The organism is Pseudomonas migulae (genome assembly GCF_043225285.1).
GTDB classification, from domain to species: Bacteria; Pseudomonadota; Gammaproteobacteria; order Pseudomonadales; family Pseudomonadaceae; genus Aquipseudomonas; species Aquipseudomonas migulae_C.
The window spans coordinates 5,723,817-5,750,600 of sequence record NZ_CP171224.1; the positions used below are offsets into that span (position 1 = coordinate 5,723,817).

The 26,784-nt window shown below is 59.5% G+C and carries 23 protein-coding genes and 1 tRNA gene; 11 read left to right on the forward strand and 13 right to left on the reverse strand.

Annotation, left to right across the window (positions count from 1 at the left end; genetic code table 11):
* Positions 1–133: 133 nt before the first annotated feature.
* Both nirB and nirD read left to right on the forward strand, forming a co-directional pair.
* Positions 134–2,695 (forward strand): nitrite reductase large subunit NirB, encoded by a 2,562-nt coding sequence (nirB, locus tag ACF6ZU_RS26395; RefSeq protein WP_392888441.1) that lies wholly within the window; start codon positions 134–136, stop codon positions 2,693–2,695.
* On the forward strand, positions 2,695–3,072 hold the full coding sequence (gene nirD / locus ACF6ZU_RS26400; RefSeq protein WP_392888443.1) for a nitrite reductase small subunit NirD: 378 nt from the start codon (positions 2,695–2,697) through the stop codon (positions 3,070–3,072). Before nirB ends, nirD begins: the two co-directional genes overlap by 1 nt.
* 5 nt (positions 3,073–3,077) lie before the next feature.
* Here nirD and ACF6ZU_RS26405 read toward each other — a convergent pair whose 3' ends face one another.
* Both ACF6ZU_RS26405 and ACF6ZU_RS26410 read right to left on the reverse strand, forming a co-directional pair.
* The gene (locus ACF6ZU_RS26405; protein ID WP_392888444.1) at positions 3,078–3,710 is read right to left on the reverse strand and encodes a response regulator; all 633 of its coding nucleotides are present in this window, start codon (positions 3,708–3,710) and stop codon (positions 3,078–3,080) included.
* Between the two features lie 26 nt (positions 3,711–3,736).
* Positions 3,737–5,098, reverse strand: a complete 1,362-nt coding sequence (locus ACF6ZU_RS26410) for a cache domain-containing protein (protein ID WP_392888446.1) — start codon at positions 5,096–5,098, stop codon at positions 3,737–3,739.
* 491 nt (positions 5,099–5,589) lie between these two features.
* Here ACF6ZU_RS26410 and ACF6ZU_RS26415 point away from each other — a divergent pair, with 491 nt between their 5' ends.
* Positions 5,590–7,647 (forward strand): carbon starvation CstA family protein, encoded by a 2,058-nt coding sequence (locus ACF6ZU_RS26415; RefSeq protein ID WP_392888448.1) that lies wholly within the window; start codon positions 5,590–5,592, stop codon positions 7,645–7,647.
* Positions 7,648–7,662: 15 nt separating this feature from the next.
* On the forward strand, positions 7,663–7,860 hold the full coding sequence (locus ACF6ZU_RS26420) for a YbdD/YjiX family protein (protein WP_007900300.1): 198 nt from the start codon (positions 7,663–7,665) through the stop codon (positions 7,858–7,860).
* Positions 7,861–8,095: 235 nt separating this feature from the next.
* Here the strand turns inward: ACF6ZU_RS26420 and ACF6ZU_RS26425 are convergent, their stop codons facing one another.
* On the reverse strand, positions 8,096–8,323 hold the full coding sequence (locus ACF6ZU_RS26425; protein WP_392888451.1) for a DUF6555 family protein: 228 nt from the start codon (positions 8,321–8,323) through the stop codon (positions 8,096–8,098).
* A 144-nt stretch (positions 8,324–8,467) separates the two neighbouring features.
* Positions 8,468–9,859: an aldehyde dehydrogenase family protein gene (locus ACF6ZU_RS26430; RefSeq protein WP_392888453.1), complete on the reverse strand. Its 1,392-nt coding sequence runs from the start codon at positions 9,857–9,859 to the stop codon at positions 8,468–8,470.
* Positions 9,860–9,959: 100 nt separating this feature from the next.
* Here ACF6ZU_RS26430 and ACF6ZU_RS26435 point away from each other — a divergent pair, with 100 nt between their 5' ends.
* Positions 9,960–10,856: a LysR family transcriptional regulator gene (locus ACF6ZU_RS26435; RefSeq protein WP_392888455.1), complete on the forward strand. Its 897-nt coding sequence runs from the start codon at positions 9,960–9,962 to the stop codon at positions 10,854–10,856.
* A 17-nt stretch (positions 10,857–10,873) separates the two neighbouring features.
* Here ACF6ZU_RS26435 and ACF6ZU_RS26440 read toward each other — a convergent pair whose 3' ends face one another.
* The 5 genes from ACF6ZU_RS26440 to ACF6ZU_RS26460 all read right to left on the reverse strand — a co-directional run bounded on the left by ACF6ZU_RS26440 (position 10,874) and on the right by ACF6ZU_RS26460 (position 15,867).
* Entirely contained in the window at positions 10,874–11,488 is a 615-nt protein-coding gene (locus tag ACF6ZU_RS26440) for a transcriptional regulator (RefSeq protein ID WP_392888457.1), read from the reverse strand.
* A 171-nt stretch (positions 11,489–11,659) separates the two neighbouring features.
* Positions 11,660–12,778, reverse strand: a complete 1,119-nt coding sequence (locus tag ACF6ZU_RS26445) for an aminotransferase (RefSeq protein ID WP_392888459.1) — start codon at positions 12,776–12,778, stop codon at positions 11,660–11,662.
* Positions 12,779–12,820: 42 nt separating this feature from the next.
* Positions 12,821–13,783 (reverse strand): ornithine cyclodeaminase family protein, encoded by a 963-nt coding sequence (locus ACF6ZU_RS26450; RefSeq protein WP_392888461.1) that lies wholly within the window; start codon positions 13,781–13,783, stop codon positions 12,821–12,823.
* 47 nt (positions 13,784–13,830) lie between these two features.
* Positions 13,831–14,601 carry an ABC transporter substrate-binding protein gene (locus ACF6ZU_RS26455; protein ID WP_392893939.1) on the reverse strand — a complete coding sequence of 257 codons (771 nt, stop codon included), beginning with the start codon at positions 14,599–14,601 and terminating at the stop codon, positions 13,831–13,833.
* Positions 14,602–14,727: 126 nt separating this feature from the next.
* Positions 14,728–15,867, reverse strand: a complete 1,140-nt coding sequence (locus ACF6ZU_RS26460) for a succinylglutamate desuccinylase/aspartoacylase family protein (protein ID WP_392888462.1) — start codon at positions 15,865–15,867, stop codon at positions 14,728–14,730.
* A gap of 350 nt (positions 15,868–16,217) precedes the next feature.
* Here ACF6ZU_RS26460 and ACF6ZU_RS26465 point away from each other — a divergent pair, with 350 nt between their 5' ends.
* Positions 16,218–16,640, forward strand: a complete 423-nt coding sequence (locus ACF6ZU_RS26465; RefSeq protein WP_392888463.1) for an RDD family protein — start codon at positions 16,218–16,220, stop codon at positions 16,638–16,640.
* A gap of 1,081 nt (positions 16,641–17,721) precedes the next feature.
* On the opposite strand, the gene ACF6ZU_RS26470 is transcribed toward ACF6ZU_RS26465, so the two are convergent.
* Positions 17,722–17,809 (reverse strand) — tRNA-Ser (locus ACF6ZU_RS26470).
* Between the two features lie 123 nt (positions 17,810–17,932).
* Between ACF6ZU_RS26470 and ACF6ZU_RS26475 the strand changes: the two genes are divergently transcribed.
* Entirely contained in the window at positions 17,933–18,604 is a 672-nt protein-coding gene (locus ACF6ZU_RS26475) for a Bax inhibitor-1/YccA family protein (RefSeq protein WP_008081508.1), read from the forward strand.
* 66 nt (positions 18,605–18,670) lie between these two features.
* On the opposite strand, the gene ACF6ZU_RS26480 is transcribed toward ACF6ZU_RS26475, so the two are convergent.
* Positions 18,671–19,108, reverse strand: a complete 438-nt coding sequence (locus tag ACF6ZU_RS26480) for an Lrp/AsnC family transcriptional regulator (RefSeq protein WP_392888466.1) — start codon at positions 19,106–19,108, stop codon at positions 18,671–18,673.
* A gap of 135 nt (positions 19,109–19,243) precedes the next feature.
* Here ACF6ZU_RS26480 and ACF6ZU_RS26485 point away from each other — a divergent pair, with 135 nt between their 5' ends.
* A complete protein-coding gene (locus tag ACF6ZU_RS26485) occupies positions 19,244–20,137 on the forward strand; it encodes a DMT family transporter (protein ID WP_392888468.1) in 894 nt (297 codons plus the stop codon).
* On the opposite strand, the gene ACF6ZU_RS26490 is transcribed toward ACF6ZU_RS26485, so the two are convergent.
* Together ACF6ZU_RS26490 and ACF6ZU_RS26495 are read right to left on the reverse strand one after the other, a co-directional pair.
* Positions 20,138–21,178 carry an FUSC family protein gene (locus ACF6ZU_RS26490; RefSeq protein WP_392888469.1) on the reverse strand — a complete coding sequence of 347 codons (1,041 nt, stop codon included), beginning with the start codon at positions 21,176–21,178 and terminating at the stop codon, positions 20,138–20,140. It lies immediately after the preceding gene.
* Between the two features lie 47 nt (positions 21,179–21,225).
* Positions 21,226–22,851 carry an NADP-dependent glyceraldehyde-3-phosphate dehydrogenase gene (locus ACF6ZU_RS26495; RefSeq protein ID WP_392888470.1) on the reverse strand — a complete coding sequence of 542 codons (1,626 nt, stop codon included), beginning with the start codon at positions 22,849–22,851 and terminating at the stop codon, positions 21,226–21,228.
* 185 nt (positions 22,852–23,036) lie between these two features.
* Between ACF6ZU_RS26495 and ACF6ZU_RS26500 the strand changes: the two genes are divergently transcribed.
* The 3 genes from ACF6ZU_RS26500 to ACF6ZU_RS26510 all read left to right on the forward strand — a co-directional run bounded on the left by ACF6ZU_RS26500 (position 23,037) and on the right by ACF6ZU_RS26510 (position 26,779).
* Positions 23,037–23,924 carry a Dyp-type peroxidase gene (locus ACF6ZU_RS26500; protein ID WP_392888472.1) on the forward strand — a complete coding sequence of 296 codons (888 nt, stop codon included), beginning with the start codon at positions 23,037–23,039 and terminating at the stop codon, positions 23,922–23,924.
* Positions 23,925–24,299: 375 nt separating this feature from the next.
* On the forward strand, positions 24,300–25,052 hold the full coding sequence (locus tag ACF6ZU_RS26505; RefSeq protein ID WP_392888474.1) for a GntR family transcriptional regulator: 753 nt from the start codon (positions 24,300–24,302) through the stop codon (positions 25,050–25,052).
* The gene (locus ACF6ZU_RS26510) at positions 25,049–26,779 is read left to right on the forward strand and encodes a fumarate reductase/succinate dehydrogenase flavoprotein subunit (protein WP_392888476.1); all 1,731 of its coding nucleotides are present in this window, start codon (positions 25,049–25,051) and stop codon (positions 26,777–26,779) included. Before ACF6ZU_RS26505 ends, ACF6ZU_RS26510 begins: the two co-directional genes overlap by 4 nt.
* Positions 26,780–26,784: the final 5 nt, after the last annotated feature.

Sequence of the window (26,784 nt, forward strand, 5' to 3'; positions counted from 1 at the left end):
CGCGGGCAACATCGGTGGATCAGGCATAGACGTCTGGTGCTAACACCGCAAAAGAACAGGCAAAGACGCCTGGAACCGCAAGGTTTCAGGCGTTTTTTTTTGCTTTTTGAACCGTATTAGCCGGGTGCTTCCTATGAATTCCAATGTTGCCGCGTTGAACAAATTGCAAACGCTGATCGTGATTGGCAATGGCATGGTCGGCCATCATTGCGTCGAACAACTGATCGAGCGAGGCGCGCTTGCGCAGTATCACGTGCACGTTTTCAGCGAGGAGCCGACGCGTGCCTATGACCGCGTGCACCTTTCCGAATACTTCACCGGTCGCGATGCCGAATCCCTGGCCCTCGGCGAAGCTTCGCTGTACCAGACACCGGGCGTCACCCTGCATTTGGGCGTACCGGTCCTGGAAATCGACCGCGCCGGTCGCCAGGTGATCACCGCCCAGGGTGGCGTGCCTTACGACAAATTGATCCTGGCGACCGGGTCGTATCCGTTCGTGCCGCCGATTGAAGGCGCGGAGGGCGATTCGCGCCTGGTGTATCGCACCCTTGAAGACCTCGACGCCATCCGCGCCGCCGCTGCCAATGCGCGACGTGGCGTGGTGGTCGGCGGTGGCTTGCTGGGCCTGGAAGCCGCCAATGCACTGAAGAGCCTGGGCCTGGAAGCGCACGTCGTGGAATTCGCCCCGCGCCTGATGCCGGTGCAACTGGATGACATGGGCGGGCTTGCGCTGAAATCGCAGATCGAACGGCTGGGCGTCGGTGTGCACCTGTCCCGCGCCACGCAGTCGATCAGTGCCGGCGAGGACTACCGCTATCGCATGAACTTCGCCAACGAAGAGTTTCTCGAAGCCGACCTGATCGTGTTTTCCGCCGGGATCCGCGCGCAAGACACGCTGGGTCGCCAGTGCGCGCTGGACATCGGTCCGCGCGGTGGTGTGGTGATCAACGACGAATGCCAGACCAGCGACCCGGACATCTACGCCATCGGCGAATGCGCTTCGTGGAATGGCAGCCTGTTCGGCCTGGTCGCGCCGGGCTATCAGATGGCGCGCGGTGTGGCGACACTGCTGTGCAGCGGTGGCGCAGAACCGTTTCTCGGTGCCGACATGTCGACCAAACTGAAACTGCTGGGCGTTGATGTCGGCTCCATCGGCGACGCGCACGGCCACACACCGGGCGCACGCAGCTATCAGTTCATCGACGAAACCACCGCGAGCTATCGCCGCCTGGTGGTGGACGCTTCGGGCAAGCACGTGATCGGCGCGGTGCTGGTCGGCGACAACAGCTATTACGACACGCTGCTGCAATACATGCAGAACGCCATCGCCTTGCCGGCGGAACCGGCCAGCCTGATTCTGCCTTCGTCCGAAGGCGCACCGACCCTGGGCCCTGGCGCGTTGCCTGATACCGCCACGGTCTGTTCGTGCCACAACGTCAACAAGGGTGCCATCTGCTCGGCCATCGACGGCGGTTGCACCGACCTCGGCCTGCTCAAGGCGCAGACCAAGGCGTGCACCGGTTGCGGCGGTTGCGCCGGTTTGCTCAAGCAAGTCTTCGAACACGAACTGATCGCCCGTGGCGTCAGCGTCGACAAGAGCCTGTGCGAACACTTCGCTTACACGCGTCAGGAGTTGTATGCGCTGGTGCGGGTAGAAGGGGTGATCACCTTCGAAGAACTGCTGGCCAAACATGGTCGTGGCCACACCGGTTGCGACGTCTGCAAACCTGCCGTGGGTTCGATCCTCGCCTCCTGCTGGAACCAGCCGATCATGGACGCGTCGCTGGTGCCGTTGCAGGACACCAACGACACCTTCATGGCCAACATGCAGAAAAACGGCACCTACTCGGTGGTGCCGCGCATTCCCGGCGGCGAAATCACCGCCGACAAACTGATCGCCATTGGCGTGGTCGCGAAGAAATACGACCTCTACACCAAAATCACCGGCGGCCAGCGTATCGATCTGTTCGGTGCGCAATTGCATGAGTTGCCGGACATCTGGGCTGAACTGATCGAAGCCGGTTTCGAAACCGGGCACGCCTATGGCAAATCGACCCGGACGGTGAAGTCCTGTGTCGGCAGCACCTGGTGCCGTTACGGCGTGCAGGACAGCGTGCAAATGGCCCTGACCATCGAGGACCGCTACAAGGGTTTGCGCTCGCCGCACAAGCTCAAGTTCGCCGTGTCCGGTTGCACCCGTGAATGCGCCGAAGCCCAGAGCAAAGACGTCGGCGTGATCGCCACCGAGAAAGGCTGGAACCTCTACATCGCCGGCAACGGCGGCATGCGCCCACGCCACGCCGAACTGTTCGCCACCGACCTCGACGACGACACCCTGATCCGCTACATCGACCGTTTCCTGATGTTCTACATTCGTACCGCCGACAAACTGCAGCGCACCTCGGTGTGGCGCGAAACCCTGGAGGGCGGTCTCGACTACCTGAAGGACGTGATCATCCACGACAGCCTCGGGTTTGGCGCGGAACTTGAATCGCAGATGCAGCTGGTGGTCGATCGCTACGAGTGCGAGTGGGCCAACGCCCTCAAGGATCCGGAAAAACTCAAGCGCTTCCGTACCTTCGTCAACGACAAACGCCCGGACCCGGACATCCACTTTGTCCAGGAGCGCGGTCAGCGCCGGCCGATCATGGCGGCCGAACTCAACCTGATTCCTGTTATCGAGGAGATTGCCTGATGAGCCAGTCCAACACCCAACGCATCAACGTCGTGGCCCACACTGACGCGTGGCAGTCCGTGTGCGCGCAACAGGATCTGGTCAAGGATTCCGGCGTCGTCGTGTGGCTCGACGGTGCGCAAGTGGCGCTGTTCTATTTGCCGGGCGCCGAGGGCCGCACCCTCTACGCCATCGACAACCACGACCCGCAATCCGGGGCGAACGTCATTGGTCGCGGATTGGTCGGTAGCCTCAAGGGCGATCTGGTGGTGGCGTCGCCGATCTACAAACAGCACTTCCGGCTGGAAGACGGCAGTTGCCTGGAATATCCGCAACAGCGTTTGCGTGTATGGCCGGTGCGGCTGAACGGTGACGTAGTGGAAATCGGCGTGGCGTAACGGGGCTACCGGGAAATGATCCCGTGATCGATCGCGTATTTGACCAGCGCCGCCGGCTTATCGATGTTGAGCTTGCGGCGGATGCTCAGGCGATGGGTTTCCACGGTGCGCACGCTGATGTCCAGGTCGCGGGCCATTTCCTTGTTGTTCATGCCTTGCGCCATCTTGTACAGCACCTGGCTTTCACGGGGTGTCAGCTCGTTGTCGGTGCTTTTATCGGCAATCAGCCGCTGGGCGATTTCGGCGCTGTAGAACGTACCGCCGCTGGCAATCGCCTCGATGGCCGCAATGATTTCCCGTGACGGCGCGTTCTTCAGCACATAGCCGCTGGCACCCGAACGCACTGATTCGCTGACGTATTCGTAATTGTCGTACATGCTCAGCACCAGCACTTTCAGGGCGGGATACTGACTGCGCAGCAGCCGGGTCAACTCCAGGCCGTTGATGTCCTTGAGGCTGATATCGACCAGCAGCAGGTCCGGCTGACAACGCCCGACCATCTCGATGGCGTCCGCGCCATTCTCGGCTTCACCCACCACTTCCAGCGGGGCCATGACGGACAGCAGCGCCTTGATCCCGTCGCGGACCAGGGAATGATCGTCGACCAGGGCAACGCGAATCGGGGAGGGCAGGTTCATCACGGGCATTCACTCTTATGGTCGGGTCAGCGTTTTGCGCCGGGTATTTTCATCGGCAGCAGCACGTCCAGTTCACTTCTTCCCGGCTCCGATATCAGCTCGAACCGGCCACCAAAATGCTCGACGCGCTCGCGGATATTACGCAAGCCGATCCCGGCATGGCGACGTTCGACCTGGGCGACGTTGAAGCCAACGCCGTCATCGATAACCGTCAAGCGTATGGATTCTTCGGAGCCGTGCAGGCTGATGGAAACGTTTTTCGCCTGAGCGTGGCGCTCGATATTGGTCAGGCCTTCCTGCACGATGCGGAACAGCGAAACCGCCGCGCCATCGACCAGATGGCAGTCGAATTCGTTGTCGTTGTACGTCACCGTCAGGCCGCTGCGTTGCTCGAATTCTTCGGCGAGCTGGCCGATGGCGGCGGACAGGCCCAGGGTGTCGAGCAGCGACGAGCGCAGGTCGTGCGAGAGGCTGCGAACCTCGCCGATCGCTTCGCCGAGGCGCTCGGTGGCCTCTCGTAAAATGCTCAAGCCTTTGTCTTGCCCGTTCTCCAGCACATGGCTGGCCAGTTCGAACTGGAACTTGATCGAGACCAGGACCTGGCTGATGCCGTCGTGCAGTTCCCGGGAAACCCGCGAGCGCTCTTCCTCCTGCAGGCTGACGATGCGCTGGGTCAGGCGTTGCAGTTTCTTGTCGGCCAGACGGTGTTCGCTGACGTTCAGGGTCATGCCGCTGGCGAACACGAACAGCACCGCCACCAGCGCCACGGCGGCAATCGCCAGCATGGTTTTGCGGATGCCCTGGGCCACTTCGTCACGGGCCTGCTGGGTGGCGCGCTCGACGTCCTCCAGGTAGATGCCGGTGCCGAGCATCCAGCCCCAGTGATCCAGCATCACCACGTAGGCGAGTTTGTCGGTCACCTGGCCGGAGGAGGGCTTGTTCCAGGCGTAGCGCTGAAAGCCTTCGCCGGACTGCGCACTTTTGAGCAATGCCTGGATCACCGGCAAGCCGTGCGGGTCCTTCATGTCCCACAAATACTGACCCACCAGGTCGGATTGTCGCGCGTGCATCAGGCTGCGGCCCTCGCGGTCGTACACGAAGAAATAGCCGTTGATGCCAAAGCTGAGCTTGCGCAGTTCCTCCAGCACTTGCTGCTGGGCGCGCGCATCGCCGTGGCCGTCGTCGTACAGCGGGGCGATCAGGCTCTGCGCCATTTCCACGTAGTTTTTCAGCTCGGCGCGCTTGCTGGCCAGGATGCTGTCTTCGATCAGTTGCGCCTGTTGATCGCCCAGTTGCCGGTTCAGGGAAATTACCAGCGCACAGATGACGGCGATCGCCAGCACCAGCGGCAGAATCCCGAGCGCGACGATTTTGTGTTTGAGCTGCATCTGGGCTCCTGATGACTTTGTAGGAGCGAGCCTGCTCGCGATGGTCGTCAACGAAAACGCGGGTTACTAGAAAAGACGCGTTGTTCTTGAGTCCATCGCGAGCAGGCTCGCTCCTACAGAGGGCGGTGTTGGGCGAAGGCCGGCATCATATGCCAAAGATACGCGCGTCCAGTAGCGCTGCTGGACGGAATGACCTGCGGTGGTGGGCAAACGCAAATCCCTGTGGGAGCGAGCCTGCTCGCGAAAGCGGTGTATCAGGCGACATCGACGTTGAATGAACGATTGCAATCGCGAGCAGGCTCGCTCCCACAGGGGGAGTGCATTTCAGCCGGTAGATTGGGGGTATCTACGTAGAACTACGTAGAGAGCGCGTACGTAGTTACGCGGATTTATTTGTGGACGGCATGCGCGGATATTGGGCCAGCTCCGCACAGCGGACACAATTATAAAAATTACCGCCGCAGTCACGAGCTGTCGGCAGGAGACCCTCTATGCCCCGTCTGGCTAAACACCTCGCCTGGTTTGCCGTGGCTGTTCTTGGAGCGTTTGCGCTGAGTGTCGTGGCCTTGCGCCGCGGCGAAGCGATCAACGCCCTCTGGATCGTAGTCGCAGCCGTCGCCATCTACCTCGTTGCCTATCGCTATTACAGCCTGTTCATCGCCAACAAAGTGATGCAACTCGATCCCAACCGAGCCACGCCCGCCGTGCTCAACAACGATGGTCTGGACTACGTACCGACCAACAAACACGTGCTCTTCGGTCACCATTTCGCGGCCATCGCCGGCGCAGGTCCGCTGGTCGGTCCGGTTCTGGCGGCGCAGATGGGCTATTTGCCCGGCACGCTGTGGCTGATTGCCGGCGTGGTGCTGGCTGGTGCGGTTCAGGACTTCATGGTCCTGTTCATGTCCACCCGCCGCAACGGCCGCTCCCTGGGCGACATGGTCCGCGAAGAAATGGGTCGCATCCCCGGCACCATCGCGCTGTTCGGCTGCTTCCTGATCATGATCATCATCCTCGCGGTGCTGGCGCTGATCGTGGTCAAAGCCCTGGCCGAAAGCCCTTGGGGCATGTTCACCGTGATGGCGACCATCCCGATCGCGATGTTCATGGGCATCTACATGCGCTACATCCGTCCGGGCCGCATCGGTGAAATCTCGATCATCGGCGTGTTCCTGCTGCTGGGCTCGATCTGGCTGGGCGGGCAGATTGCCGCTGACCCGGTATGGGCCAAAGCCTTCACCTTCACCGGTGTGCAGATCACCTGGATGCTGATCGGTTACGGTTTCGTGGCTGCCGTGCTTCCGGTATGGCTGATTCTGGCACCCCGTGACTACCTCTCTACCTTCCTGAAAATCGGCACCATCATTGCGCTGGCGATCGGCATTCTGGTGACCATGCCCGAGCTGAGAATGCCGGCACTGACCCAGTTCATCGATGGCACCGGTCCGGTGTGGAAGGGCGGTATGTTCCCGTTCCTGTTCATCACCATTGCCTGTGGCGCGGTATCGGGTTTCCACTCGTTGATCGCTTCCGGCACCACGCCGAAGCTGCTCGCCAGTGAAGGTCATGCCCGCTACATCGGTTACGGCGGCATGCTGATGGAGTCTTTCGTGGCGATCATGGCCATGGTTGCGGCATCGGTGATCGATCCGGGCGTGTACTTCGCCATGAACAGCCCTGCGGCCATTGTGGGCTCCGATGCTGTTTCGGTTGCTCAGACGGTTAGCAGCTGGGGCTTTGCGATTACCCCGGAGGCGTTGCAAGCCGTGGCCAAGGACATCGGTGAAACCACCATCCTGGCCCGTGCCGGCGGTGCGCCGACCCTGGCGGTCGGTATCGCGCAGATCCTGCACCAGGTTCTGCCGGGTGAAAACACCATGGCGTTCTGGTACCACTTCGCGATCCTGTTCGAAGCGCTGTTCATCCTGACCGCAGTGGATGCCGGTACCCGTGCCGGTCGTTTCATGCTCCAGGATTTGCTCGGCTCCTTTGTGCCGGCGCTGAAACGCACCGAATCCTGGACTGCCAACCTGATCGCCACCGCCGGCTGTGTGGCGATGTGGGGTTACTTGCTCTATCAAGGCGTGATCGACCCGCTGGGTGGCATCAACACCTTGTGGCCGCTGTTCGGCATCTCCAACCAGATGCTGGCCGGTATCGCGCTGATGCTCGCGACCGTTGTGCTGATCAAGATGAAGCGCCAGCGTTATGTCTGGGTGACCATGCTGCCTGCGGTCTGGCTGCTGATCTGCACCACCACCGCCGGTTTCATCAAACTGTTCGACGCCAGCCCGGCGATCGGTTTCCTCGCGCTGGCGAAGAAGTACAGTGACGCATTGGCCAACGGCCAGGTGCTGGCTCCGGCGAAGAACATCGACCAGATGCAGCACGTGATCTACAACGCGTACACCAACGCAACGCTCACGGCACTGTTCCTGCTGGTGGTCTTCAGCATCCTGTTCTTTGCGCTCAAGGTCGGCATCGCCGCGTGGGGCACCAAGGAACGCACGGATAAAGAAGCGCCATTCCAGGCCATTCCGGACGCTTGATCGAGGATTTGCCGCATGTTCAATGACCTGAGTCGCCTCGGTAAATACCTCGGTCAGGCCGCGCGCCTGATGGTCGGCATGCCCGATTACGACACTTACGTCGAGCACATGCAGACCAAGCACCCGGACAAACCGGTGATGAGTTACGAGGTGTTCTTCCGGGAACGCCAGGAAGCTCGTTACGGCAGCAAGGCCGGGCCGAAGTGTTGTTGATTCGCTGATCGACCATGATGTAAAGCAAAACCCCGTAGGAGCGAGCCTGCTCACGAAAGCGGTGTATCAGTCGACATTAATGTTGTCTGGCACGACCTCTTCGCGAGCAGGCTCGCTCCCACAAGGATTATTGTCCTGCGCATCTATCGTGTTCGCTGGAGATCCCCTGTAGGAGCCGGCTTGCTGGCGATGGCGGAGTATCAGGCACCATCACTGTCGGCTGTGCCGACCAGCTTTACGGCAACTCCTCCCATGCGACCAGGCTCAAGCCGGACTTCTCAGCATGTTCGCGCAGTTGTTCACCGTTTCGCTGGGCGTCATCCTCCCCATACAAAAGACCCACGCCCGCGTGCAGGCAGGCGTAGTACCACGCATCTTCGTCGCTCATGTGTGAGTCCGGCTGGACAAACTTTTGGCGTGAATCTTTCAAACGGTAAGTGATTTCAAAATGCCGGGCGCGCATCAGCCAATTTCTCCAGGTGATGCCGCTCCGACATTAGTGGCTTAGTGCCAGTTCCCTTTATTTTTCGGCTTACGGACAAGCGCCAGCTTTTTGATGTCGTGGGTCGATGCCAAAACGCTTGGGATCAAGGCTCTGCACCTGCACTCAGCGCCGGTCCAGCCACACCGTCTGCGCGTTGCAGAATTCCCGCACGCCAAAGTGCGAAAGCTCGCGACCAAAACCGCTCTTTTTCACACCGCCGAAGGTGACGCGCGGATCGGAAGCGCAGTAGCCATTGATGAACACACCACCGGTTTCCAGTTCGCCGGCCATCTGTTGGGCGCGCGCCACGTCGCCGGTGTAGATGGTCGCGGCAAGGCCGAACTCACTGTCATTCGCCAGTTCCAGCGCGTGAGCGGCATCCCGTGCGGTGATGATCGAAGCGACCGGGCCAAACAGTTCCTGCTTGAACGAAGTCATCTGGTCGGTGACATCCGCAAAAACCGTCGGCTCGTAGAAGTTGCCCGGACCTTCAGCTTTCCTGCCACCCAGCAACAATGTCGCGCCTTCTTCCAGGGTGTCGCGCACTTGTTGGTCCAGTTCATCACGCAGATCGAAGCGAGCCATCGGGCCGATGTACGTGGTGGCGGCCAGCGGATCACCGACCACCAGCTGGCGTGTGGCTTCGACGAATTTGCGTGTGAATTCCTCGACGATGCCTTGCTCGACAATCAGGCGCTTGGCCGCTGCGCAGACTTGCCCGGTGTTTTGATAGCGGCCAATCACGGCAGCTTTTACGGCGTCGTCGAGGTCGGCGTCGTTGAGCACGATAAAAGGATCGGAACCGCCCAGTTCCAGTACGCATTTTTTCAACGCTGCACCGGCCTGAGCGCCGATGGCCATGCCGGCCCGCACGCTGCCGGTGAGGGTCACCGCAGCAATGCGTGGGTCTTTGATCGCTGCGGAAACACCCTCCGGCGTAACGTTGATGACTTCGAACACGCCTTCAGGGAATTCTGCCTGCTTGAACGCGTCCAGCAGCAGGTAAGCGCTGCCCATCACGTTCGGTGCATGCTTGAGTACGTAGGTGTTGCCGGCAAGCAGTACCGGAACGGCGCCGCGCAGGACTTGCCAGATCGGGAAGTTCCACGGCATCACCGCGAGAATCGGGCCGAGCGGGCGGTATTCAATGCGCGCTTTGCCGCCCTCAACCAGCGTCGGTTCCGCGTTGAGCATGGCGGGGCCGTGTTCGGCGTACCACTCGCAGAGCTGCGCGCACTTTTCGATTTCGCCACGGGCTTGGGTGATCGGCTTACCCATCTCCAGGGTGATCATGGTTGCCATCGCTTCGGCGTTGTTGCGCAGGGCGTTGGCCAAGGCGATCAGCCGTTGCGAGCGTTGCGTAACCGGAGTGCCGCGCCAGCCGCGGAACCCGGCCGCAGCGCGGGACAGAGCGGTTTGCAGCGCTGCATCGGATTCAAAAGGGTAGTGACCGATCTGCTCGCCGTTGGCGGGATTGATCGAAATGGCATGGGTGAGGCTGGATACGAGGGTCATGGCACCGTCCTGCAAGGTGGGGATGCGCTCAGGTTACGGTGGTGTTTGTTTTCTGGAAACTGAATAATACTGACCATATCATTCACGTTTGGAGAACGACTTGGATCTGGTTCAGCTCGAAATATTCAAAGCGGTTGCCGAGCACGGCAGCATCAGCGTGGCCGCCCAGCACATCCATCGGGTGCCATCGAACCTGACGACGCGGATCAAGCAGCTGGAACTGGACCTCGGCGTGGACCTGTTTATCCGCGAGAAAAGCCGGCTGCGACTGTCACCGGCCGGCTGGAGTTTTCTCGACTATGCCCGGCGCATTCTCGACCTGGTCCAGGAAGCGCGCGCGACAGTTGCCGGGGAAGAGCCACAAGGCTCGTTTCCCCTGGGATCGCTGGAGAGTACGGCGGCGGTGCGGATTCCTGAGCTGTTGGCCGCCTATAACCAGAAGTACGCCAAGGTCGAACTGGACCTGTCCACCGGACCGTCCGGCACCATGATCGACGGCGTGCTTTCGGGGCGATTGGCCGCTGCGTTTGTCGACGGGCCGGTGCTGCACCCGGCACTGGAGGGCGTGCCGGCATTCGAGGAAGAGATGGTGTTGATCGCGCCGATCCACCATTCGCCAATTCACCGTGCTCAGGACGTGAACGGCGAAAACATCTACGCCTTTCGCTCCAACTGCTCTTACCGTCACCACTTTGAAAGCTGGTTCGCCAAGGATGCCGCGGTGCCCGGCAAGATTTTCGAAATGGAGTCCTATCACGGCATGCTGGCCTGCGTCAGCTCCGGGGCCGGGCTGGCACTGATGCCACGCAGCATGCTCGAAAGCATGCCGGGTTGTGTCACCGTGAGTGTGTGGCCGCTGTCCGAGTCTTTCCGCTATTTGCGGACCTGGCTGGTGTGGCGCCGGGGAACGGTGTCGCAAAGTCTGACCATGTTCGTGCGCTTGCTCGAAGAGCGGTGTGCGGCGTCGGAACGGCTGACTGAAACGGCAGCCGTGTGATCGGCGTCAAGCCGGAATCACGCTGCTTCGCGCAAGAGTTTCACGTACTTGTAGACCGTGGCTCGACCCATCGACAGGACGTTGGCGATGTAATCCGAAGCACTGCGTCCTTCAAAAGCGCCTTCGGCGAACAAGGCCTCCACCAGCAATCGTTTGTCGTTGCGGGTCAGCCCTGGCAGTGACAGGTTGTGTTCCTTGAGCCAGGCGTGCAGGAAGGTGTTGATACGTTCCTGCCAGTCATCGCGGAACAGGGCGTCAGGCTGCGGCAACAGTCGGCTGGGCTCGAAGAAACTGTTCAATGCTTCCCGTGCCATTTCCAGAACAGTGAAATTCATATTGATGCAGAGGAGGACCTCCGGCTCGTCATCGTCATTTCTCAACACGCTGGTGATGGAGCGTATTTTCTGCCCGTTCCAGTTGAGTTTTTCGTAGGGGCCGAGATTGCTGACGGTCGCGAAGTCGCCGGGCAACTCATGCAGGGCAGAATCATCCCCCAGCTGCCGTTTTGAAATGTTATTGGCGATATGAACGATTTTTTGCGTCTTTACGTCGTGAAGGATGACTTCCGCGTGGGGGAAGTAAAGCAACGCAATGCCGTCGGCGATGGTCTTGTAGTCGTTAAGTTTTTTCATGCTGGGGCAAATCGCAAGAGAGTCCGTCAGGGGCACAAATGTAGCAGTTACGTTGTTTGACTACGAGCCGCGCGCGTGGCGTCAAACCCAAACGAAAATGCCGACGGCGTTACCGTCGGCATCTTGCATCCGTCCATGCCATGTCGCTCGACAATGGCATGCAGGATGGGATCAAAACTCGGCGAGGAACTGCGAAACCTTCTCCAGGCCTTCCTTCAGGACCGAAAGATTGTTGGCATAACCAATACGCACATAACCTTCGATGTCCAAGGCGCTGCCTGGCGTGAACATGACGCCTTTGCTTTCCAGCAGCTTGACGCACAAGTCACGGGAGGACAGGTCCAGGTCGATTTTCAGCAGGGCAGTGGTGCCCGATTTCGGTTTGACGTACGAGACCTTGGGTTCTTTCGCGACCCACTGATCCAGGTACTCAAGGTTGGTGCGGGTAATAGCGATGTTGCGGGCTAGGATCTTGTCCTTGTTTTCCAGGGCAATGCAGGCGAAATGGTCATCCAGCATGCCGACGCTGATGGTGTTGTAGTCGCGGTGAATCGAGACACGGTGAATCAGCTCGGTGGGCGCCACGATCCAGCCCAGGCGCAGGCCGGCCAGCGAGAAGGCCTTGGACATACTGGCGGTGCTGATGCCTTTTTCATAAAGATCCGCGATCGACACCGTGAAGCCGCTGCCTTCCTGGTCAATCCCGCGATAAACCTCATCACTGAGCAGGTAAGCCCCGGCCGCACGGGCAATCGTCACGATTTCCTCAAGCAGGGCCTGATCCATCAACGACCCGGTCGGGTTGTTCGGGTTGTTGATGGCGATCACTTTGGTGTTCGACCTGACCAGCTTTTTCAGTTCTTCCAGATCAGGCAGAAACGCATTTTCCTCACGCAGCTTGAGGATCGAGACGTCGGCACCGTAACTCTCGGGAATCGAGTAGTGCTGTTGATAGGTCGGCGCCACGGAAATAACGTGGTCACCGGGCTCAACGAGGGTCTCATACACCAGCGCGTTCGCACCGATGGCACCGTGGGTGATGATGACGTTGGCCTTGCTCTGCCTGGCGTAAAGCGCCGCCACATTGTTGCGCAGGCGATCGGTACCTTCGATAGCGCCGTAGGTCATTTTCAAAGGCAACAGCTCGGCGAGGATGCTGTCTTTTTTGCCCGCCATCTCCAGCAATTGCTCGATGGTCAGGGACTCGACGCAGGTTTCTGCCAGGTTATACAGGCAATCGTTTTCGTAGGCGTTCATCCAGATTTCAACGCCAAACTCTTTGATCTTCATGTGCGTACCTTTTGTTTTGATGTGTCGATTAACAAGCGGTGATCAACGTTGTGTCAGCGCTTTATAGATTTCCAGGGACACTGCAACGTCCTCCAGCCCGAGACCGATTGAACGGAAGAACACGTGACGGTCATAGCGAGGCAGCGGCGCTTCGCCGCTGGCCAGTTCTGCCAGGTCACCCAGCAGATCCCGGGGTGACCAGCATTCGCGTTCCGCGGCGATGACCATCTCTCCCGCGGCCAGTGGCGTGGTGTGGCGGTAGTCGCAATAGACGTCCATTTTCGGCAGCTCTTGCGGGGCAATTTCATGGGCGCGATACGCATTGGTGCTGATTGAAGTGATGAGCGTTGGCTGCCCCAGAATTTCAGTCTGCAGAACGGGTTTTGGCGACGACGTACACAACATCACCACGTCGGCATTGGAGACCGCTTTCGATTGCAGTTCGCAGAGCGTAATGCGTGGATCGATGGCCAGAATCGACTCCCGTTGTTCGTCGCTCATGGACGGGATGTCCAGGGAATAGATCGAGATTTTTTCCCACGGCCGCAGGCCTTTCACGAACTCGACATGCCGCAGTGCGATGGGGCCGCTGCCAATCACCGCCAGTCGCTTGCTGTCTTTGGGCGCGAGGTGGTCGATGGCCAACGCAGTGGTTGCCGCAGTACGCAGGGTTGTCAGCAGACCCGCGTCTGCCAGCAGAAGCGGCGTACCGGTTTCCATGGACATCAGCATGGACCAGGCGGTGACGAGTGGCTTGCCGTCGGTCTTGATGTACGGCGACGTTTTAATCCCGTAGACCTTTTCTTCGCTCATGACCCCCAGGTAGTTGATGAAGTCGCCCTGTCCATTGGGAAACTCCACCAGTTGCTGTGGTGGTTGCACGGCGTTGCCGGCGGACAGCGACTGGAACAGGCGGCGCATTGCGGCCAATACGTCCAGTTGCGGGAGCAATGCTTTGACATCCGACTCCTGGACGACAAGAGGGGCTTGCAGGGTGGTGGGCATGGTTGACGCTCTCTAAGGCAGCTATGGAAAGGGACTGATATCAGCGGTTACTTGCCATACACGTCGAAGTCGAAATACTTCGCGTTGATGGCCTGGTAAATCCCTTTCTCGCGCAATGCCTTGATGGCGTCATTGAAGCCTTGTACATGCGCTGCATCACCTTTGCGCAGAGCGATGCCGATGCCGTCGCCGAAGTACTTCGGATCGGTCAATTGTGGGCCCGCGAAAGCAAATCCCTGGCCGGCAGGCAGCTTGAGAAACGACTCGCTGAGGATGATCTGGTCCGCGACGGTCCCATCCAGTCGGCCGGAATTCATGTCCAGGTAGATCTCGTTTTGCGAGGTGTAGCGCACGATTTCCGCACCCTTGGGCGCGAGGACTTCAGTGGCGAAGCGGTCGTGGATGCTGGAGCGTTGCACGCCGATGCGCTTGCCGCTCAATCCGGCAAGGTCATCGCCGATTTGCGTTCCGCTTTTCATCGCCAGTCGAGCGGGGCTCTGGTAGTACTTGTCGGTGAAATCGACCGATTTCTTGCGCTCCTCGGTGATCGACATCGACGACAGAATCGCATCGACTTTTTTGACTTTCAACGCGGGAATCAGGCCGTCGTATTCCTGCTCGACCCATTGGCATTTGACCTGCATTTCTGCGCACAGCGCGTTGCCGATGTCGTAGTCGAAACCGGTGATTTCGCCGGTGGGAGACTTGGACGCGAAGGGCGGGTAGGCCGCTTCTATACCGATTTTCAGCGGTTGATCTGCTGCGTGGGCCATGGACATCGAGAGAGCGAGCGTCAGACCACTGAACACTGCGGACATTTTCATTTTTACGTGCCTCAGATTGATTGTCGGTGTTGTTGGTGAAGCCGCAAACGCAGCTCGCCAAGGCAGTTTGAAAATTGAGTCGTCGTTACGGGTTGATAGGTTTTTTACCTACTCTGGTTGTTAGAAAGCGTGCATGAGTTGGCCGGGAATGCGCCCGGGAAGTGGCTCGGTTCCCGCCGCCATGCCGATGCGCTGGCCGGTCCGGACCAGCCTGATGTGGTGGCGGGCAACGAGAACTCCGTTCACCGGGCTCGACAGCGGAATGCGCGGCGTACCGAGTTGCATGTCCAACGGCAGGATTTCAGCGATGATTTCGCCGCGCCGTATGGTTGCACCGAGCGCTTTTTTCCAGGCAACGATGCCGGTGCCGGTTGCTTCCAGATGGGCGACACCTTCCAACGGGTAGACGATCACCTGGTCCGGTTCGATGGGGTGCTCGCAGGCGCCTTCTTCCCGGATCAAACCTTCGGCGCAGAGAAAACGCAGCAGGCCCAACGCATCCTGTTCAGCGATATCGTCCTCGACATCCGCTTGACCGCGCAGCTCGACGGTCGCGGAGAAACCGAGGTGTTCAGTGTCCACGAATCCTTTGGCATACAGCGTCTTCCAGGCTTTGGCATAGGCCTCGTCCAGCGGGAAACCGCCGGCTTCATCCTCGAGAAACACCGCCTCGACGCCCATGCTGGTCGCCAGGCGGAGTGCGCGTTCGCGCTGATTGAGGTTGGCGTAGATGTGCAGAATGCTGGAGGTGTCGCAGTGCAGATCGATGAAAAGGTCGTGCTGCAACGCCTCCTGCAATAACAGGTATTTGTTGGCGGCGACGGTTTCGGCAGGCATCGAATCCCCGAGCGCGGACAGCATCAGCGCCTTCATTGCCGACGTGTCGTTATGGGCGGGGCGCGTCATGGTCAGCACGGACTCCAGCCTGGCAACGATGTTCGGGAAGTTGCGGTTGAAGTTCTCACCATTGGCCAGGTTGAAGCGTCCAGGCAGTTGGCCAAAGACCTGTTGCCCCATGCCGACCGGATTGGCGAAAGGCCTGACCACAATCCGCCCCTCAATCCGGCCTTGTTTTTCCAGCGCTTGCAAATGAACCAGCAGGTGCTGGATGACCAACAGTCCCGGGTGTTCGTCGGCATGCAACCCGGCCTGGATGTAGGCACTGCGCTGGCCCGAACCGCCACTGAATGTGTGTTTGCACAGCTTGTGCACGACGCCTGGCGTTTGCGAGGGGAGGCTGGTTTCGGTGGTGTGGGCCATGAATGCGATTACCTGTGCGTGTGATATTTGTCCGTGGTGGACAATAAGTCTCTGATGGTCAATAGGCTGTTGGTCGCTTGAGGGAGGAAAAGTGATGATCGGTGGGGGGCTTTTTTCAGGAGGAGCGGCGAGGGAAATCTAACCGGGACTGTTGATGATCCAAGTCGAGGGCAGGGGCGGGTATTTGGATTTTGGGGTGTCTGGTCGGCAGGACGTTGGAGACAGAGGGGGAGCGGGCAGGGAGTTTTACGAGACTTGCCTGAGATCTTCAGCTTCGGTTTGGGGCGAGCTCAATATTCATTGGCAGGTGCCGATATTCTCTGATCCCTATATCTACGGAGCGGCAACGCATGGACGTCAGCAATACCCAAGGTGAGTATCAGAAACCCAAAAACCTGGCCGGTTTGGGGCGTCGATGGGGAGGACAGATGATTGACTCCATGATTACTGTCTTTCTCTTTATCTTCGTAGGAAGGTTGGCCGCTTTTATTGGCTTGCCGTCTAGTGTGGTCGGCGCGCTCGCGCTCGGCTCAGGCGTGGTGTATTACCTGTTTTCCGATGCAATGCCAAACGGCCAAAGCCTTGGCAAAAAGTTGTTGGGCATGTCAGTGATCGATGAGCGCAGCTACCTCAGTTGTAATCTCTACCAATCTTTCATACGAAACATCACGACGCCGTTTCTGAGCTTTTTTGACTGGATCTTCATTTTTTTTGGCTCACGGAAACGCTTGGGCGACATGCTCGCCTCTACGATTGTGGTCCGATCCAAGTAAGGGTAAATGCTGCAGTCATCTTCTTCAGGACGAGATGAGTCATGCGGATTTTGAAAACCGTCTTCTACTGCAAACAAAGAAGGATTCACATGAAGCTAAACATTATTACGTTGGGCCTGCTCGCCACCCTGGCAGGCTGCACAACCGCAGGCCCATACGTCACCAACATTTCGAGTGACGGTCGTAACGGTTTGAACATCGAGAAGTGCGCAGTGAAGATGAATGCATTCATGGGGACCGTTAGTACCGCAGAGTGCACCACACAAAATCTGCAGCTAAGTCGCGGTAACTGAAATCGGTTCGACGATTTTGTCTTCGGGCTCTCCGGGGTCGTTTACAAGCGCCCGGAGACTCCGGGCGCGTAAAGACCGCGACGCCGGAGGGCACCAAGAATGCGTTATGGGTAGGTGATTTCTACCCTGACCAAGGGAAGGTTGTTCGCATCGTATGCACAGCGATAGGACTCCCCAGCACTTAGCTTGGGCAGCAATTCGCATTTAAGTGTGTAAGTAATGCCACCATCTGACGCCGAAAATCCCTTCGTCGCTTCCTGCGGGGAGAGAGAGCCTACCAAGCCGTGTTGGCCAGCCAATCTGATCACCGGCCCTCCGGCTATTTCGTACTTCTGTGTTTGGGAACACAGCCGGCCCTGTATGAATTTCCCGTCGATGGTATTGCTTCCATCTGTACAGAATCGAACCTGAAGCCAGTTGTCGAGCACGACCGCTTGTGTAGCGACCTCTGTTTTAGGGGCCGGCGGCGGGCCACTTTGGCAGGCAACTGTGAGTAATGAAGCAGAAAATATACCTACGAATCTCAGGGCAGTTTTCAATGGCCATTTCCTTTGCTTGGCATTGATAGTGAGCATTTTTGGCAGGAGCCGCAGGGGAGTGCGGCATGCCGTAGTCATTGCATACCATCGAAGATGATTTTTGCGCTTACCAGTTTCTGATCGTTGATGGTGAGTGCGCAGAAGCTTTCGGGCGATGTTTAAGTTGTGGCACCTGGCTCTGCAGCCGATAAAAACCAAACCCCAGAAACGACAAAGCCCTGAATAATCAGGGCTTTGTCGTATCAAATATGGCGGAGGCGATGGGATTCGAACTCATGGACCTGTTACAGTCGACGGTTTTCAAGACCGTTGCCTTAAACCACTCGGCCACACCTCCGTTTGCGTTGCGGGCGCCATAATACCTGAATGAAACACACTGTCAAACTCTCTGCATAGCTTGTTACAGAGCGTCTGTTATGATCTTTGCGACTGAACGTTTCAAACCAACAGGAGTGTCGCCATGCGCGAACAGGATTACGCAGTTAATAACAGCGTGCAGGCTGAGCAGCTAGAGGTTAGCCGCGTCCTGCGCAACACATACGGCTTGCTGGCTCTCACCCTCGCATTCAGCGGCGTGATGGCGTTTGTTGCTCAGCAGATGCGTGTCGGCTACCCGAATATCTTCGTGGTGCTGATCGGTTTCTACGGCCTTTTCTTCCTGACCAACAAACTCCGCGATTCCGCATGGGGCCTGGTGTCGGCGTTTGCCTTGACCGGTTTCATGGGTTTCCTGCTCGGCCCGATCCTCAACCGCTACCTGGGTATGCAGGGCGGCGCGGAAGTCGTGAGTTCGGCTTTCGCGATGACGGCACTGGTGTTCGGCGGCCTGTCGGCCTACGTGCTGATCACCCGTAAGGACATGAGTTTCCTCGGCGGCTTCATCACCGCAGGTTTCTTCGTGTTGCTGGGCGCGACGCTGGCGAGCTTCTTCTTCCAGATCAGCGGTCTGCAACTGGCGATCAGCGCAGGTTTCGTGCTGTTCTCGTCGGTCTGCATTCTGTTCCAGACCAGCGCCATCATTCACGGCGGCGAGCGTAACTACATCATGGCGACCATCAGCCTGTATGTATCGATCTACAACCTGTTCATCAGCTTGTTGCAGATCTTCGGCATCATGAGCCGCGATGATTAATCGCCGCTCTTGAGTAAAAAACCCGCTTCGGCGGGTTTTTTCTTGCCTGCGATTTGAGCGAAAGCCTCACGCCATCGGCGGCAAGCGGCGCTTTACCGGGGTTTTCTTGACGATCGCGGTGTTGGTTTCGGCGTGGGTGTTGAGGCGGTCGAGCAGGGTGTCCAGCTGTTCCATCGAGCGCACGTGCAGGCGGGCGATGAAGCAGTCATCGCCGGTCACCTTGTCGCATTCGGTGAATTCGGGAATGGCCTGGATCTGCCGTTCCACTTCCTGCAACTGACCTGGCAACGGCCGGATGCGCACGATGGCCTGGAGTTGATAGCCAAAGCATTTAGGGTCAATCTCGACGGTGTAGCCCTTGAGCACACCGCGCTCTTCCAAACGACGCAAACGCTCGGCGACGCTGGGCGAGGACAGGCCGCTGAGGTTCGCCAGGGCCTTCAGCGAACGCCGTGAGTCTTCCATCAGGGCCGTGATCAGCGCTTGGTCGATATCGTCAGTCATGTCAGAACACCCATTAGGCAATTATTCATAACTGCCTTGATAAAAAAGGCAGAACCCGAGTTTAGCCTGCTTTTTGCGCTGGAGAAGCCCCCGGGTGGATTGGCATACTTTGGGCTCAAACACAGGAGTCTGATGATGGACAAAACACTTCGTCACGGGTCATTCGAAATGACCGCCGCCATGCTGATTTCCGGGACCATCGGCTGGTTCGTGCTGGTGTCCGGGCAACCGGTGCTGGACGTGGTGTTCTGGCGTTGCGTGTTCGGCGCCGGCACCTTGTTGCTGATCTGCGCGGCCTTCGGCTTTCTACGCCCCGGCATTCTGACCCGCACTACCTTTCTGCTGGCGGTGCTCAGCGGCGTGGCGATTGTCGGCAACTGGGTGCTGCTGTTTGCGTCTTACTCCCGCGCCTCGATCTCGATTGGCACCGCGGTGTACAACGTTCAGCCGTTCATGCTGGTCGGCTTGGCCGCGCTGTTCCTCAACGAAAAAATCACCCTGCAGAAACTGTTCTGGCTGGGCATTTCGTTCCTCGGCATGCTGGCGATTGTCAGTGCGCACGGTGAGCAGGGCGAGGGCGGCAGTGATTACCTGACGGGCATTGCGCTGGCGCTGGGGGCGGCGTTCCTGTACGCGGTGGCAGCATTGATCATCAAGCGCCTGACCGGCACGCCACCGCACTTGATCGCGCTGATTCAGGTCAGCACCGGTGTTCTGTTGCTCGCGCCATTCGCGCACTTTTCGGCATTGCCGCAGGCACCGAGCGCATGGGCCAGCCTGGTGACCCTCGGGATCGTTCACACCGGCGTGATGTACGTGCTGCTGTACGGCGCGATTCAAAAGCTGCCGACGGCATTGACCGGTGCGTTGTCGTTCATCTACCCGATCGCGGCGATCTTCGTTGATTGGTTTGCCTTCGGTCATCGCCTCGAAACGCTGCAATGGATCGGTGTCGCCGCCATTCTGCTGGCCGCCGCCGGTATGCAGCAGGGCTGGAGCCTGAAGTTTCGGCGCACCGTTGCGCAGTAATCAGATGTTCCAGCGCGGCGCAGTCTTGGCCAGGCGCTGGCGCATCTCGTCGATGTTGCGGGTCATCTGCCGGACCAATAAACGGTAGCCGTCCAGGGCGGTGTAGACCGGCGCATCCAGGCTTGAATCGGCGGGCAATTCGACAGGCCGGCTCAACCGCTGGGTCGCGCCGGTTTTCAGGGCCCGCGCCATCCCCACCAGTTGCACCCGAATCAGCCGGTGCTCCGCTTTCAACGCCGATTGCAGATGCGCCATGGCGTCCGGATCGTTGGCATCCGGCCGGGTGTTGCCGAGGATTTCCAGGGTGCTGACGCACATGCGCAAATGCCGCTGGATCGCATCGAGTTCGGTCATGGAGATCTTCACTTCCTTGGACACCGACGGCATCAGCGAGCGCAACTGCACCATCACCGCGTTGAGGCGGTTCATCAGCTTCACGTGTTCGTCATCGGTAACGGGTTGGCCATTGATGATGCGCCCGTAAATCGTCGCGCAATCGCGCAGCGCATCAGCCAGGTTGTAGCGCCAGGAATAGACCGCGTACAGCGGCAGCGCGAAGGAAAACGCCAGGGCCAGGGCAATGCCGATCAGGATGTCCACGCCGCGCCACAGCCCGTCGGTCACCGGATTATCGCCATGCCCGGCGACGATAAACACGGTGATCGCCGACAGCAGCGCCGTGTAACCACCCTTGCCGATGGCATGGTACGAGAAAAATCCGCAAACCACCGACATTGCAAAATAGGTCAGCCACGGCATCCCGAGCCAGGCCTGCTGCGCCACCAGCAACAGGCCGACACCGGCGCCAATCAAGGTGCCGATGGCGCGCTCGGCGGCTTTTTTGCCGATGTTGCCGTGGTGCTGCAAACCGCCGATCACCACCAGCATCGTCACCGAGGCCCACTCACCGTGGGGCAGGTTGATGCCGGTGGTCAGCAGGATCGTCGCCAGCAACCCCAGGGATACACGCACCGCGTGAATCAATCTGGCGTGGCGATAGCGCCGGTACGGGTCCAGTAACGGACGCAGCAACCGGCGCATTAGCGGTGGCAGTCTTTGGGCTCTGAATGTACTCAGGCTGGTGTTCCTCAGAAGATGTAATCGGTGGTCAGGAAGCTCGAACTGCGGCCGCTGATGATCTCGCTGATGAGGTCCTTGTTGGTCTCCTGGAACTTGGTCGCCACCAGTGTGCGAATCGAAAACACCCGCAGCGCGTCATGCACCGACAATGTGCCTTCGGCCGAGTTCTTGCGGCCGTTGAATGGATAGGTGTCCGGCCCGCGCTGGCACTGGGCGTTGAGGTTGATCCGCCCGACCTGGTTGGCGAAGGTGTCCACCAGCCGCCCGACCGCCACCGGGTTGGTGCCGAAGATGCTCAGTTGCTGGCCGAAGTCCGATTCCAGGACGTAATCGATCACCGTGTCCAGATGCCGGTAAGGCACGATCGGCACCACCGGGCCGAACTGCTCTTCCTGATACACGCGCATCTGCGGCGTCACCGGATACAGCACGGCTGGATAGAAGAAGGACGCGCGGGTTTCACCGCCATTGGGGTTGACCACGCGGGCGCCTTTGCTCACGGCATCCTCGACCAGCCCGTGCAGATAATCGACCTTGCCCGATTCCGGCAACGGCGTCAGCGCCACGCCACTTTCCCACGGCATGCCGGGTTTGAGGCTGGCGAGTTTGGCGTTGAACTTGTCGATGAAGGCCTCGACCACGTCTTCGTGGACGAAGAGGATTTTCAGCGCGGTGCAGCGTTGGCCATTGAAGGACAACGAACCGGTGACCGCTTCGTTCACGGCATTGTCCAGGTCCACCTCCGGCAACACGATGCCGGGGTTCTTCGCATCCAGGCCCAGCGCGGCGCGCAAACGGTGCGGTTTCGGGTGGAGTTTCTTCAGGTCGCTGGCCGCCTTGTTGGTGCCGATGAACGCGAAGATGTCGATCTTGCCGCTGGCCATCAGCGCGCTGACGGTCTCGCGGCCGCTGCCGTAGATCACGTTGATGACGCCCGCCGGGAAGCTGTCGCGGAACGCTTCCAGCAGCGGACGAATCAGCAGCACCCCGAGTTTGGCCGGTTTGAACACCACGGTGTTGCCCATGATCAGTGCCGGAATCAGCGTGGTGAAGGTTTCGTTCAGTGGGTAGTTGTAAGGCCCCATGCACAGCGCCACGCCGAGCGGAACGCGACGGATCTGGCCCAGCGTGTCCTGTTCCAGCTCGAAACGGCTCGAGCGACGGTCGAGTTCCTTGAGCGCGTTGATGGTGTCGACGATGTAGTCGCAGGTGCGATCGAACTCTTTTTCCGAGTCCTTGAGGTTCTTGCCGATCTCCCACATCAGCAGCTTGACCACGGCTTCGCGCTGTTCGCGCATGCGCCCGAGGAAAGTTTCAACGTGCTGGATGCGTTCGGCCACACGCATGGTCGGCCACAAACCCTGGCCGCGGTCATAGGCGCGGACGGCGGCGTCGAGGGCGGTGAGGGCGGTCTCGGCATCGAGCAGCGGCGTGCTGCCGAGGATCACTTGCTGGTCGCCGTTTTCGCCGGTCAGGTACACCGGGCTGCGGACCTGGGCGAGGGGGCCGGACCAGGTTTGCAACTGGCCATCGACCAGGTATTCACGTTGCTCGGTCGGGCTGTCGAGGCGGTATTTTTCCGGGATGTCGCTGGAGTCGGGAAACAGGTTGCCAAGGATAGATGCTGTGGTCATGTCGCTACTCCATGTGAGGTCAGCCGTGCGCGGGTGGCTTGCCGTTCAGATTCACTTCAAAGGTTATACGCCTTATTGCCCCGGTTTTTTAAGTGCCGATTTGATCAATCCGCGATCTTTTGACCTGAGGACACACAACGGCCAGCGCTGCGGGTAAACTTCGCGCTCTTTCTTAAGGAGTTCATATGAGTTACTACCAGCCGGGCATTCTCGCCACCCCAGTACCGCCTCAAGCCCGTCATATGTTCTTCGCGCTGGAATCCGTCGATGCACTGCCGGCCGCGCTCGACCAATTGATGCAGCTGGTGGACGGGAAGTCGGCGGTGGTCGGTTTCGGTGAATCCCTGGTCAAGGCCCTCCATGGCCAGATCGAAGGCCTGCGGCCTTTTCCGGCGCTGACCGGCGTCGGTGTCGACAACCCGTCGACCCAGCATGCGTTGTGGTGCTGGCTGCATGGCGTCGACCGTGGCGAGTTGCTCAATCGCGCTACCGCCATTGAAGCCGCGCTGGCGCCGGCCTTGCGTCTGGTGCAGATGAACGAAACCTTTCGCCACCTGAGCGGCCACGACCTGACCGGTTATGAAGACGGCACAGAAAACCCGCACGACGAGGCCGCCGTGGCTGCCGCGCTGGTGGGCGAGGGCGCTGAGGGTGTGGTCGGTGGCAGCTTCGCCGCGATCCAGCAATGGCAGCATGACCTGAAAGGTTTCCACGCGTTGGCGTCCGATGAAAAGGACAACATCATGGGCCGCCGCCTGAGCGACAACGAAGAAATCGATGACGCGCCGATCTCCGCCCATGTCAAACGCACCGCCCAGGAAAGCTTCGCCCCGGAAGCGTTCGTCGTGCGCCGTTCGATGCCGTGGATCGAAGGTGATCGCGCCGGATTGATGTTCCTGGCGTTCGGGTTTTCCCTGGATGCCTTCGAAGCGCAACTGCGCCGTATGAGCGGTCTGGAAGATGGCATTACTGACGGTCTGTACCGCATCAGCCGGCCGATCACTGGTGGCTATTACTGGTGCCCGCCGCTGAAGGATGGGCATCTGGATTTGCGTGCACTGCGCGTCGGCTGATCTGTAGGCGCCTGCGGTGGTGTGACTGACACACCGCATCGCCAGCAAGCCGGCTCCTACAGGATCTACGCCAACCAAACATTCTCGGCTCGCACACGGAATTGTAGGAGCCGGCTTGCCGGCGATGGCGTCCGTGAAATCGCTATCGCCAGCAAGCTGGCTCCTACAGGATCTGCGCCAACCGAACATCCTCGGTACGCCCACGGACTTGTAGGAGCCGGCTTGCTGCGGGCGGCGTTCCGACGATCCAGGCGACGCGGTGCATCCGATTACACCGCGATCCTCGAATCTAACCTTATTCTCAAACAGTATTTCTCAACCCCGTCATTAGAACTCTAAGATCACGTCATAACTCGTTATAACAAGTGATCCCAGATGACCGATAACGTTCTCTCCCTCAGCAGCGTTCCGCTGCACACCCAGCTCCGGGATGTGCTGCGCGCCCGTATCCTCGACGGCGAATACCCGCAAGACAGCCAGATGCCGTCCGAAAGCGAGCTCGGCACGCTGTTCAAAGTCAGTCGCATCACCGTGCGCCAGGCCTTGGGCGATCTGCAAAAAGAAGGGCTGATCTTCAAGATTCACGGCAAGGGCACCTTCGTCGCCAAGCCGAAAACCTTCCAGAACGTCAGCACCCTGCAAGGTCTTGCCGAGTCCATGACCGGCCGCGGCTATGAGGTGATCAACCGCCTGCGCAGCTTCAAGTTCATCCCTGCCGACAAACTCGTCGCCGAGCGTTTGCAGGTGGCCGAAGGCGAGACCGTGGCGCAGATCAAGCGGGTTCGCCTGATCAACCGCGAGCCGATTTCACTGGAAATCACTTACCTGCCCAAAGCCATCGGCGAGCGGCTGGAGAAGGCCGATCTGGTTACCCGCGACATCTTCCTGATCCTCGAAAACGACTGCGGCCTGGCCCTCGGTCATGCCGACCTAGCCATCGACGCCGTGCTCGCCGACAGCGACCTGACCCAGGCGCTCAACGTCGAAGCCGGCTCGCCGATCATGCGCATCGAGCGCCTGACCCACGATGCCAACGGCCAGCCCGTGGACTTCGAACACCTTTACTACCGCGGCGATGCGTTCCAGTACCGCCTGCGGATCGACCGGCAAAAAGGGGCGCAGGCATGACCCGAACGACTCTTGAACAGGAATACGACATCGTCGTGATCGGCGGTGGCACCGCCGGCCCCATGGCGGCGATCAAGGCCAAGGAACGCAACCGCGATCTGCGCGTGTTGCTGATCGACAAGGCCAACGTCAAGCGCAGCGGCGCGATCAGCATGGGCATGGACGGCCTGAACAACGCGATCATTCCCGGCCACTCGACGCCGGAGCAGTACACCAAGGAAATCACCATCGCCAACGACGGCATCGTCAACCAGGCGGCGGTGTACGCCTACGCGACCCACAGCTTCGAAACCATCGAGCAACTGGACCGCTGGGGCGTCAAGTTCGAGAAGGACGAAACCGGCGACTACGCGGTGAAGAAGGTCCACCACATGGGCGCCTACGTGCTGCCGATGCCGGAAGGGCACGACATCAAGAAAGTCCTGTACCGCCAGTTGAAACGGGCGCGGGTCAGCATCACCAATCGCGTGGTGTGCACGCGCTTGCTGTTGGACGAAGAGGGCGCGGTCAACGGCCTGATGGGCTTCGACTGCCGCACCGCCGACTTCCACGTGATCAAGGCGAAAGCGGTGATCCTCGCGTGCGGGGCCGCCGGGCGCCTGGGTTTGCCATCCTCGGGTTACCTGATGGGCACCTACGAAAACCCGACCAATGCCGGCGACGGTTACGCCATGGCCTATCACGCCGGGGCGGAACTGGCGAACCTCGAATGCTTCCAGATCAACCCGCTGATCAAGGATTACAACGGTCCGGCCTGCGCCTATGTGACCGGTCCGCTGGGCGGCTACACCGCCAACAACAAGGGCGAACGCTTCATCGAATGCGACTACTGGAGCGGCCAGATGATGTGGGAGTTCCACCAGGAACTCGAAAGCGGCAACGGCCCGGTGTTCCTCAAACTCGATCACCTGGCCGAGGAAACCATCCAGAACATCGAGGAGATCCTGCACAGCAACGAACGCCCGAGTCGCGGCCAGTTCCACGCCAATCGCGGCACCGATTACCGCACGCAGATGGTCGAGATGCACATCTCGGAAATCGGTTTCTGCAGCGGGCATTCGGCGTCGGGTGTGTGGGTCAACGAGAAGGCCGAAACTTCGGTCAAGGGCTTGTACTCGGCGGGTGACATGGCCGCCGTGCCGCACAACTACATGCTCGGTGCGTTCACTTACGGCTGGTTTGCCGGCACCAACGCGGCGGATTTTGTCGCCGGGCGCGAATTTTCAGCGGTCGATACCCAGCAGATCGAAACCGAGAAAGCCCGGGTCTACGCGCCACTGGACCGCGAACACGGTCTGCCGCCGGCCCAGGTCGAATACAAGCTGCGCCGCTTCGTGAACGATTACCTGCAACCGCCGAAAGTGACCAAGAAGATGCAGATCGGCCTGCAGCGTTTCAGTGATATCCAGCGCGACCTCGATCAGATCAAGGCCCACAACGCCCACGAACTGATGCGCGCCATGGAAGTCAGCATGATCCGCGACTGCGCCGAAATGGCCGCCCGTGCGTCGTTGTTCCGCGCCGAAAGTCGCTGGGGGCTTTACCACTATCGGGTTGACCACCCGCAGCGCAACGACAGCGACTGGTTCTGCCATTGCCACTTGAAGAAAGATGAAAACGGCCAGATGAGCAGTTTCAAGAAAGCCGTCGAGCCTTACATCATCCCGCTGGATGCCGAAGAAATGCAGGCCTACGACCGGCTGCGTGTCGGTGCCTTTGCGGCCTGAGCCTG

Bases quoted from the DNA above. Each gene is read 5' to 3' on its own strand.
- nirB (WP_392888441.1), top strand. From the start codon at position 134: ATGAATTCCAATGTTGCCGCGTTGAACAAATTGCAAACGCTGATCGTG.
- nirD (WP_392888443.1), top strand. From the start codon at position 2,695: ATGAGCCAGTCCAACACCCAACGCATCAACGTCGTGGCCCACACTGAC.
- ACF6ZU_RS26405 (WP_392888444.1), bottom strand. From the start codon at position 3,710: ATGAACCTGCCCTCCCCGATTCGCGTTGCCCTGGTCGACGATCATTCC.
- ACF6ZU_RS26410 (WP_392888446.1), bottom strand. From the start codon at position 5,098: ATGCAGCTCAAACACAAAATCGTCGCGCTCGGGATTCTGCCGCTGGTG.
- ACF6ZU_RS26415 (WP_392888448.1), top strand. From the start codon at position 5,590: ATGCCCCGTCTGGCTAAACACCTCGCCTGGTTTGCCGTGGCTGTTCTT.
- ACF6ZU_RS26420 (WP_007900300.1), top strand. From the start codon at position 7,663: ATGTTCAATGACCTGAGTCGCCTCGGTAAATACCTCGGTCAGGCCGCG.
- ACF6ZU_RS26425 (WP_392888451.1), bottom strand. From the start codon at position 8,323: ATGCGCGCCCGGCATTTTGAAATCACTTACCGTTTGAAAGATTCACGC.
- ACF6ZU_RS26430 (WP_392888453.1), bottom strand. From the start codon at position 9,859: ATGACCCTCGTATCCAGCCTCACCCATGCCATTTCGATCAATCCCGCC.
- ACF6ZU_RS26440 (WP_392888457.1), bottom strand. From the start codon at position 11,488: ATGAAAAAACTTAACGACTACAAGACCATCGCCGACGGCATTGCGTTG.
- ACF6ZU_RS26445 (WP_392888459.1), bottom strand. From the start codon at position 12,778: ATGAAGATCAAAGAGTTTGGCGTTGAAATCTGGATGAACGCCTACGAA.
- ACF6ZU_RS26450 (WP_392888461.1), bottom strand. From the start codon at position 13,783: ATGCCCACCACCCTGCAAGCCCCTCTTGTCGTCCAGGAGTCGGATGTC.
- ACF6ZU_RS26455 (WP_392893939.1), bottom strand. From the start codon at position 14,601: ATGTCCGCAGTGTTCAGTGGTCTGACGCTCGCTCTCTCGATGTCCATG.
- ACF6ZU_RS26460 (WP_392888462.1), bottom strand. From the start codon at position 15,867: ATGGCCCACACCACCGAAACCAGCCTCCCCTCGCAAACGCCAGGCGTC.
- ACF6ZU_RS26465 (WP_392888463.1), top strand. From the start codon at position 16,218: ATGGACGTCAGCAATACCCAAGGTGAGTATCAGAAACCCAAAAACCTG.
- ACF6ZU_RS26475 (WP_008081508.1), top strand. From the start codon at position 17,933: ATGCGCGAACAGGATTACGCAGTTAATAACAGCGTGCAGGCTGAGCAG.
- ACF6ZU_RS26480 (WP_392888466.1), bottom strand. From the start codon at position 19,108: ATGACTGACGATATCGACCAAGCGCTGATCACGGCCCTGATGGAAGAC.
- ACF6ZU_RS26485 (WP_392888468.1), top strand. From the start codon at position 19,244: ATGGACAAAACACTTCGTCACGGGTCATTCGAAATGACCGCCGCCATG.
- ACF6ZU_RS26490 (WP_392888469.1), bottom strand. From the start codon at position 21,178: ATGCGCCGGTTGCTGCGTCCGTTACTGGACCCGTACCGGCGCTATCGC.
- ACF6ZU_RS26495 (WP_392888470.1), bottom strand. From the start codon at position 22,851: ATGACCACAGCATCTATCCTTGGCAACCTGTTTCCCGACTCCAGCGAC.
- ACF6ZU_RS26500 (WP_392888472.1), top strand. From the start codon at position 23,037: ATGAGTTACTACCAGCCGGGCATTCTCGCCACCCCAGTACCGCCTCAA.
- ACF6ZU_RS26505 (WP_392888474.1), top strand. From the start codon at position 24,300: ATGACCGATAACGTTCTCTCCCTCAGCAGCGTTCCGCTGCACACCCAG.
- ACF6ZU_RS26510 (WP_392888476.1), top strand. From the start codon at position 25,049: ATGACCCGAACGACTCTTGAACAGGAATACGACATCGTCGTGATCGGC.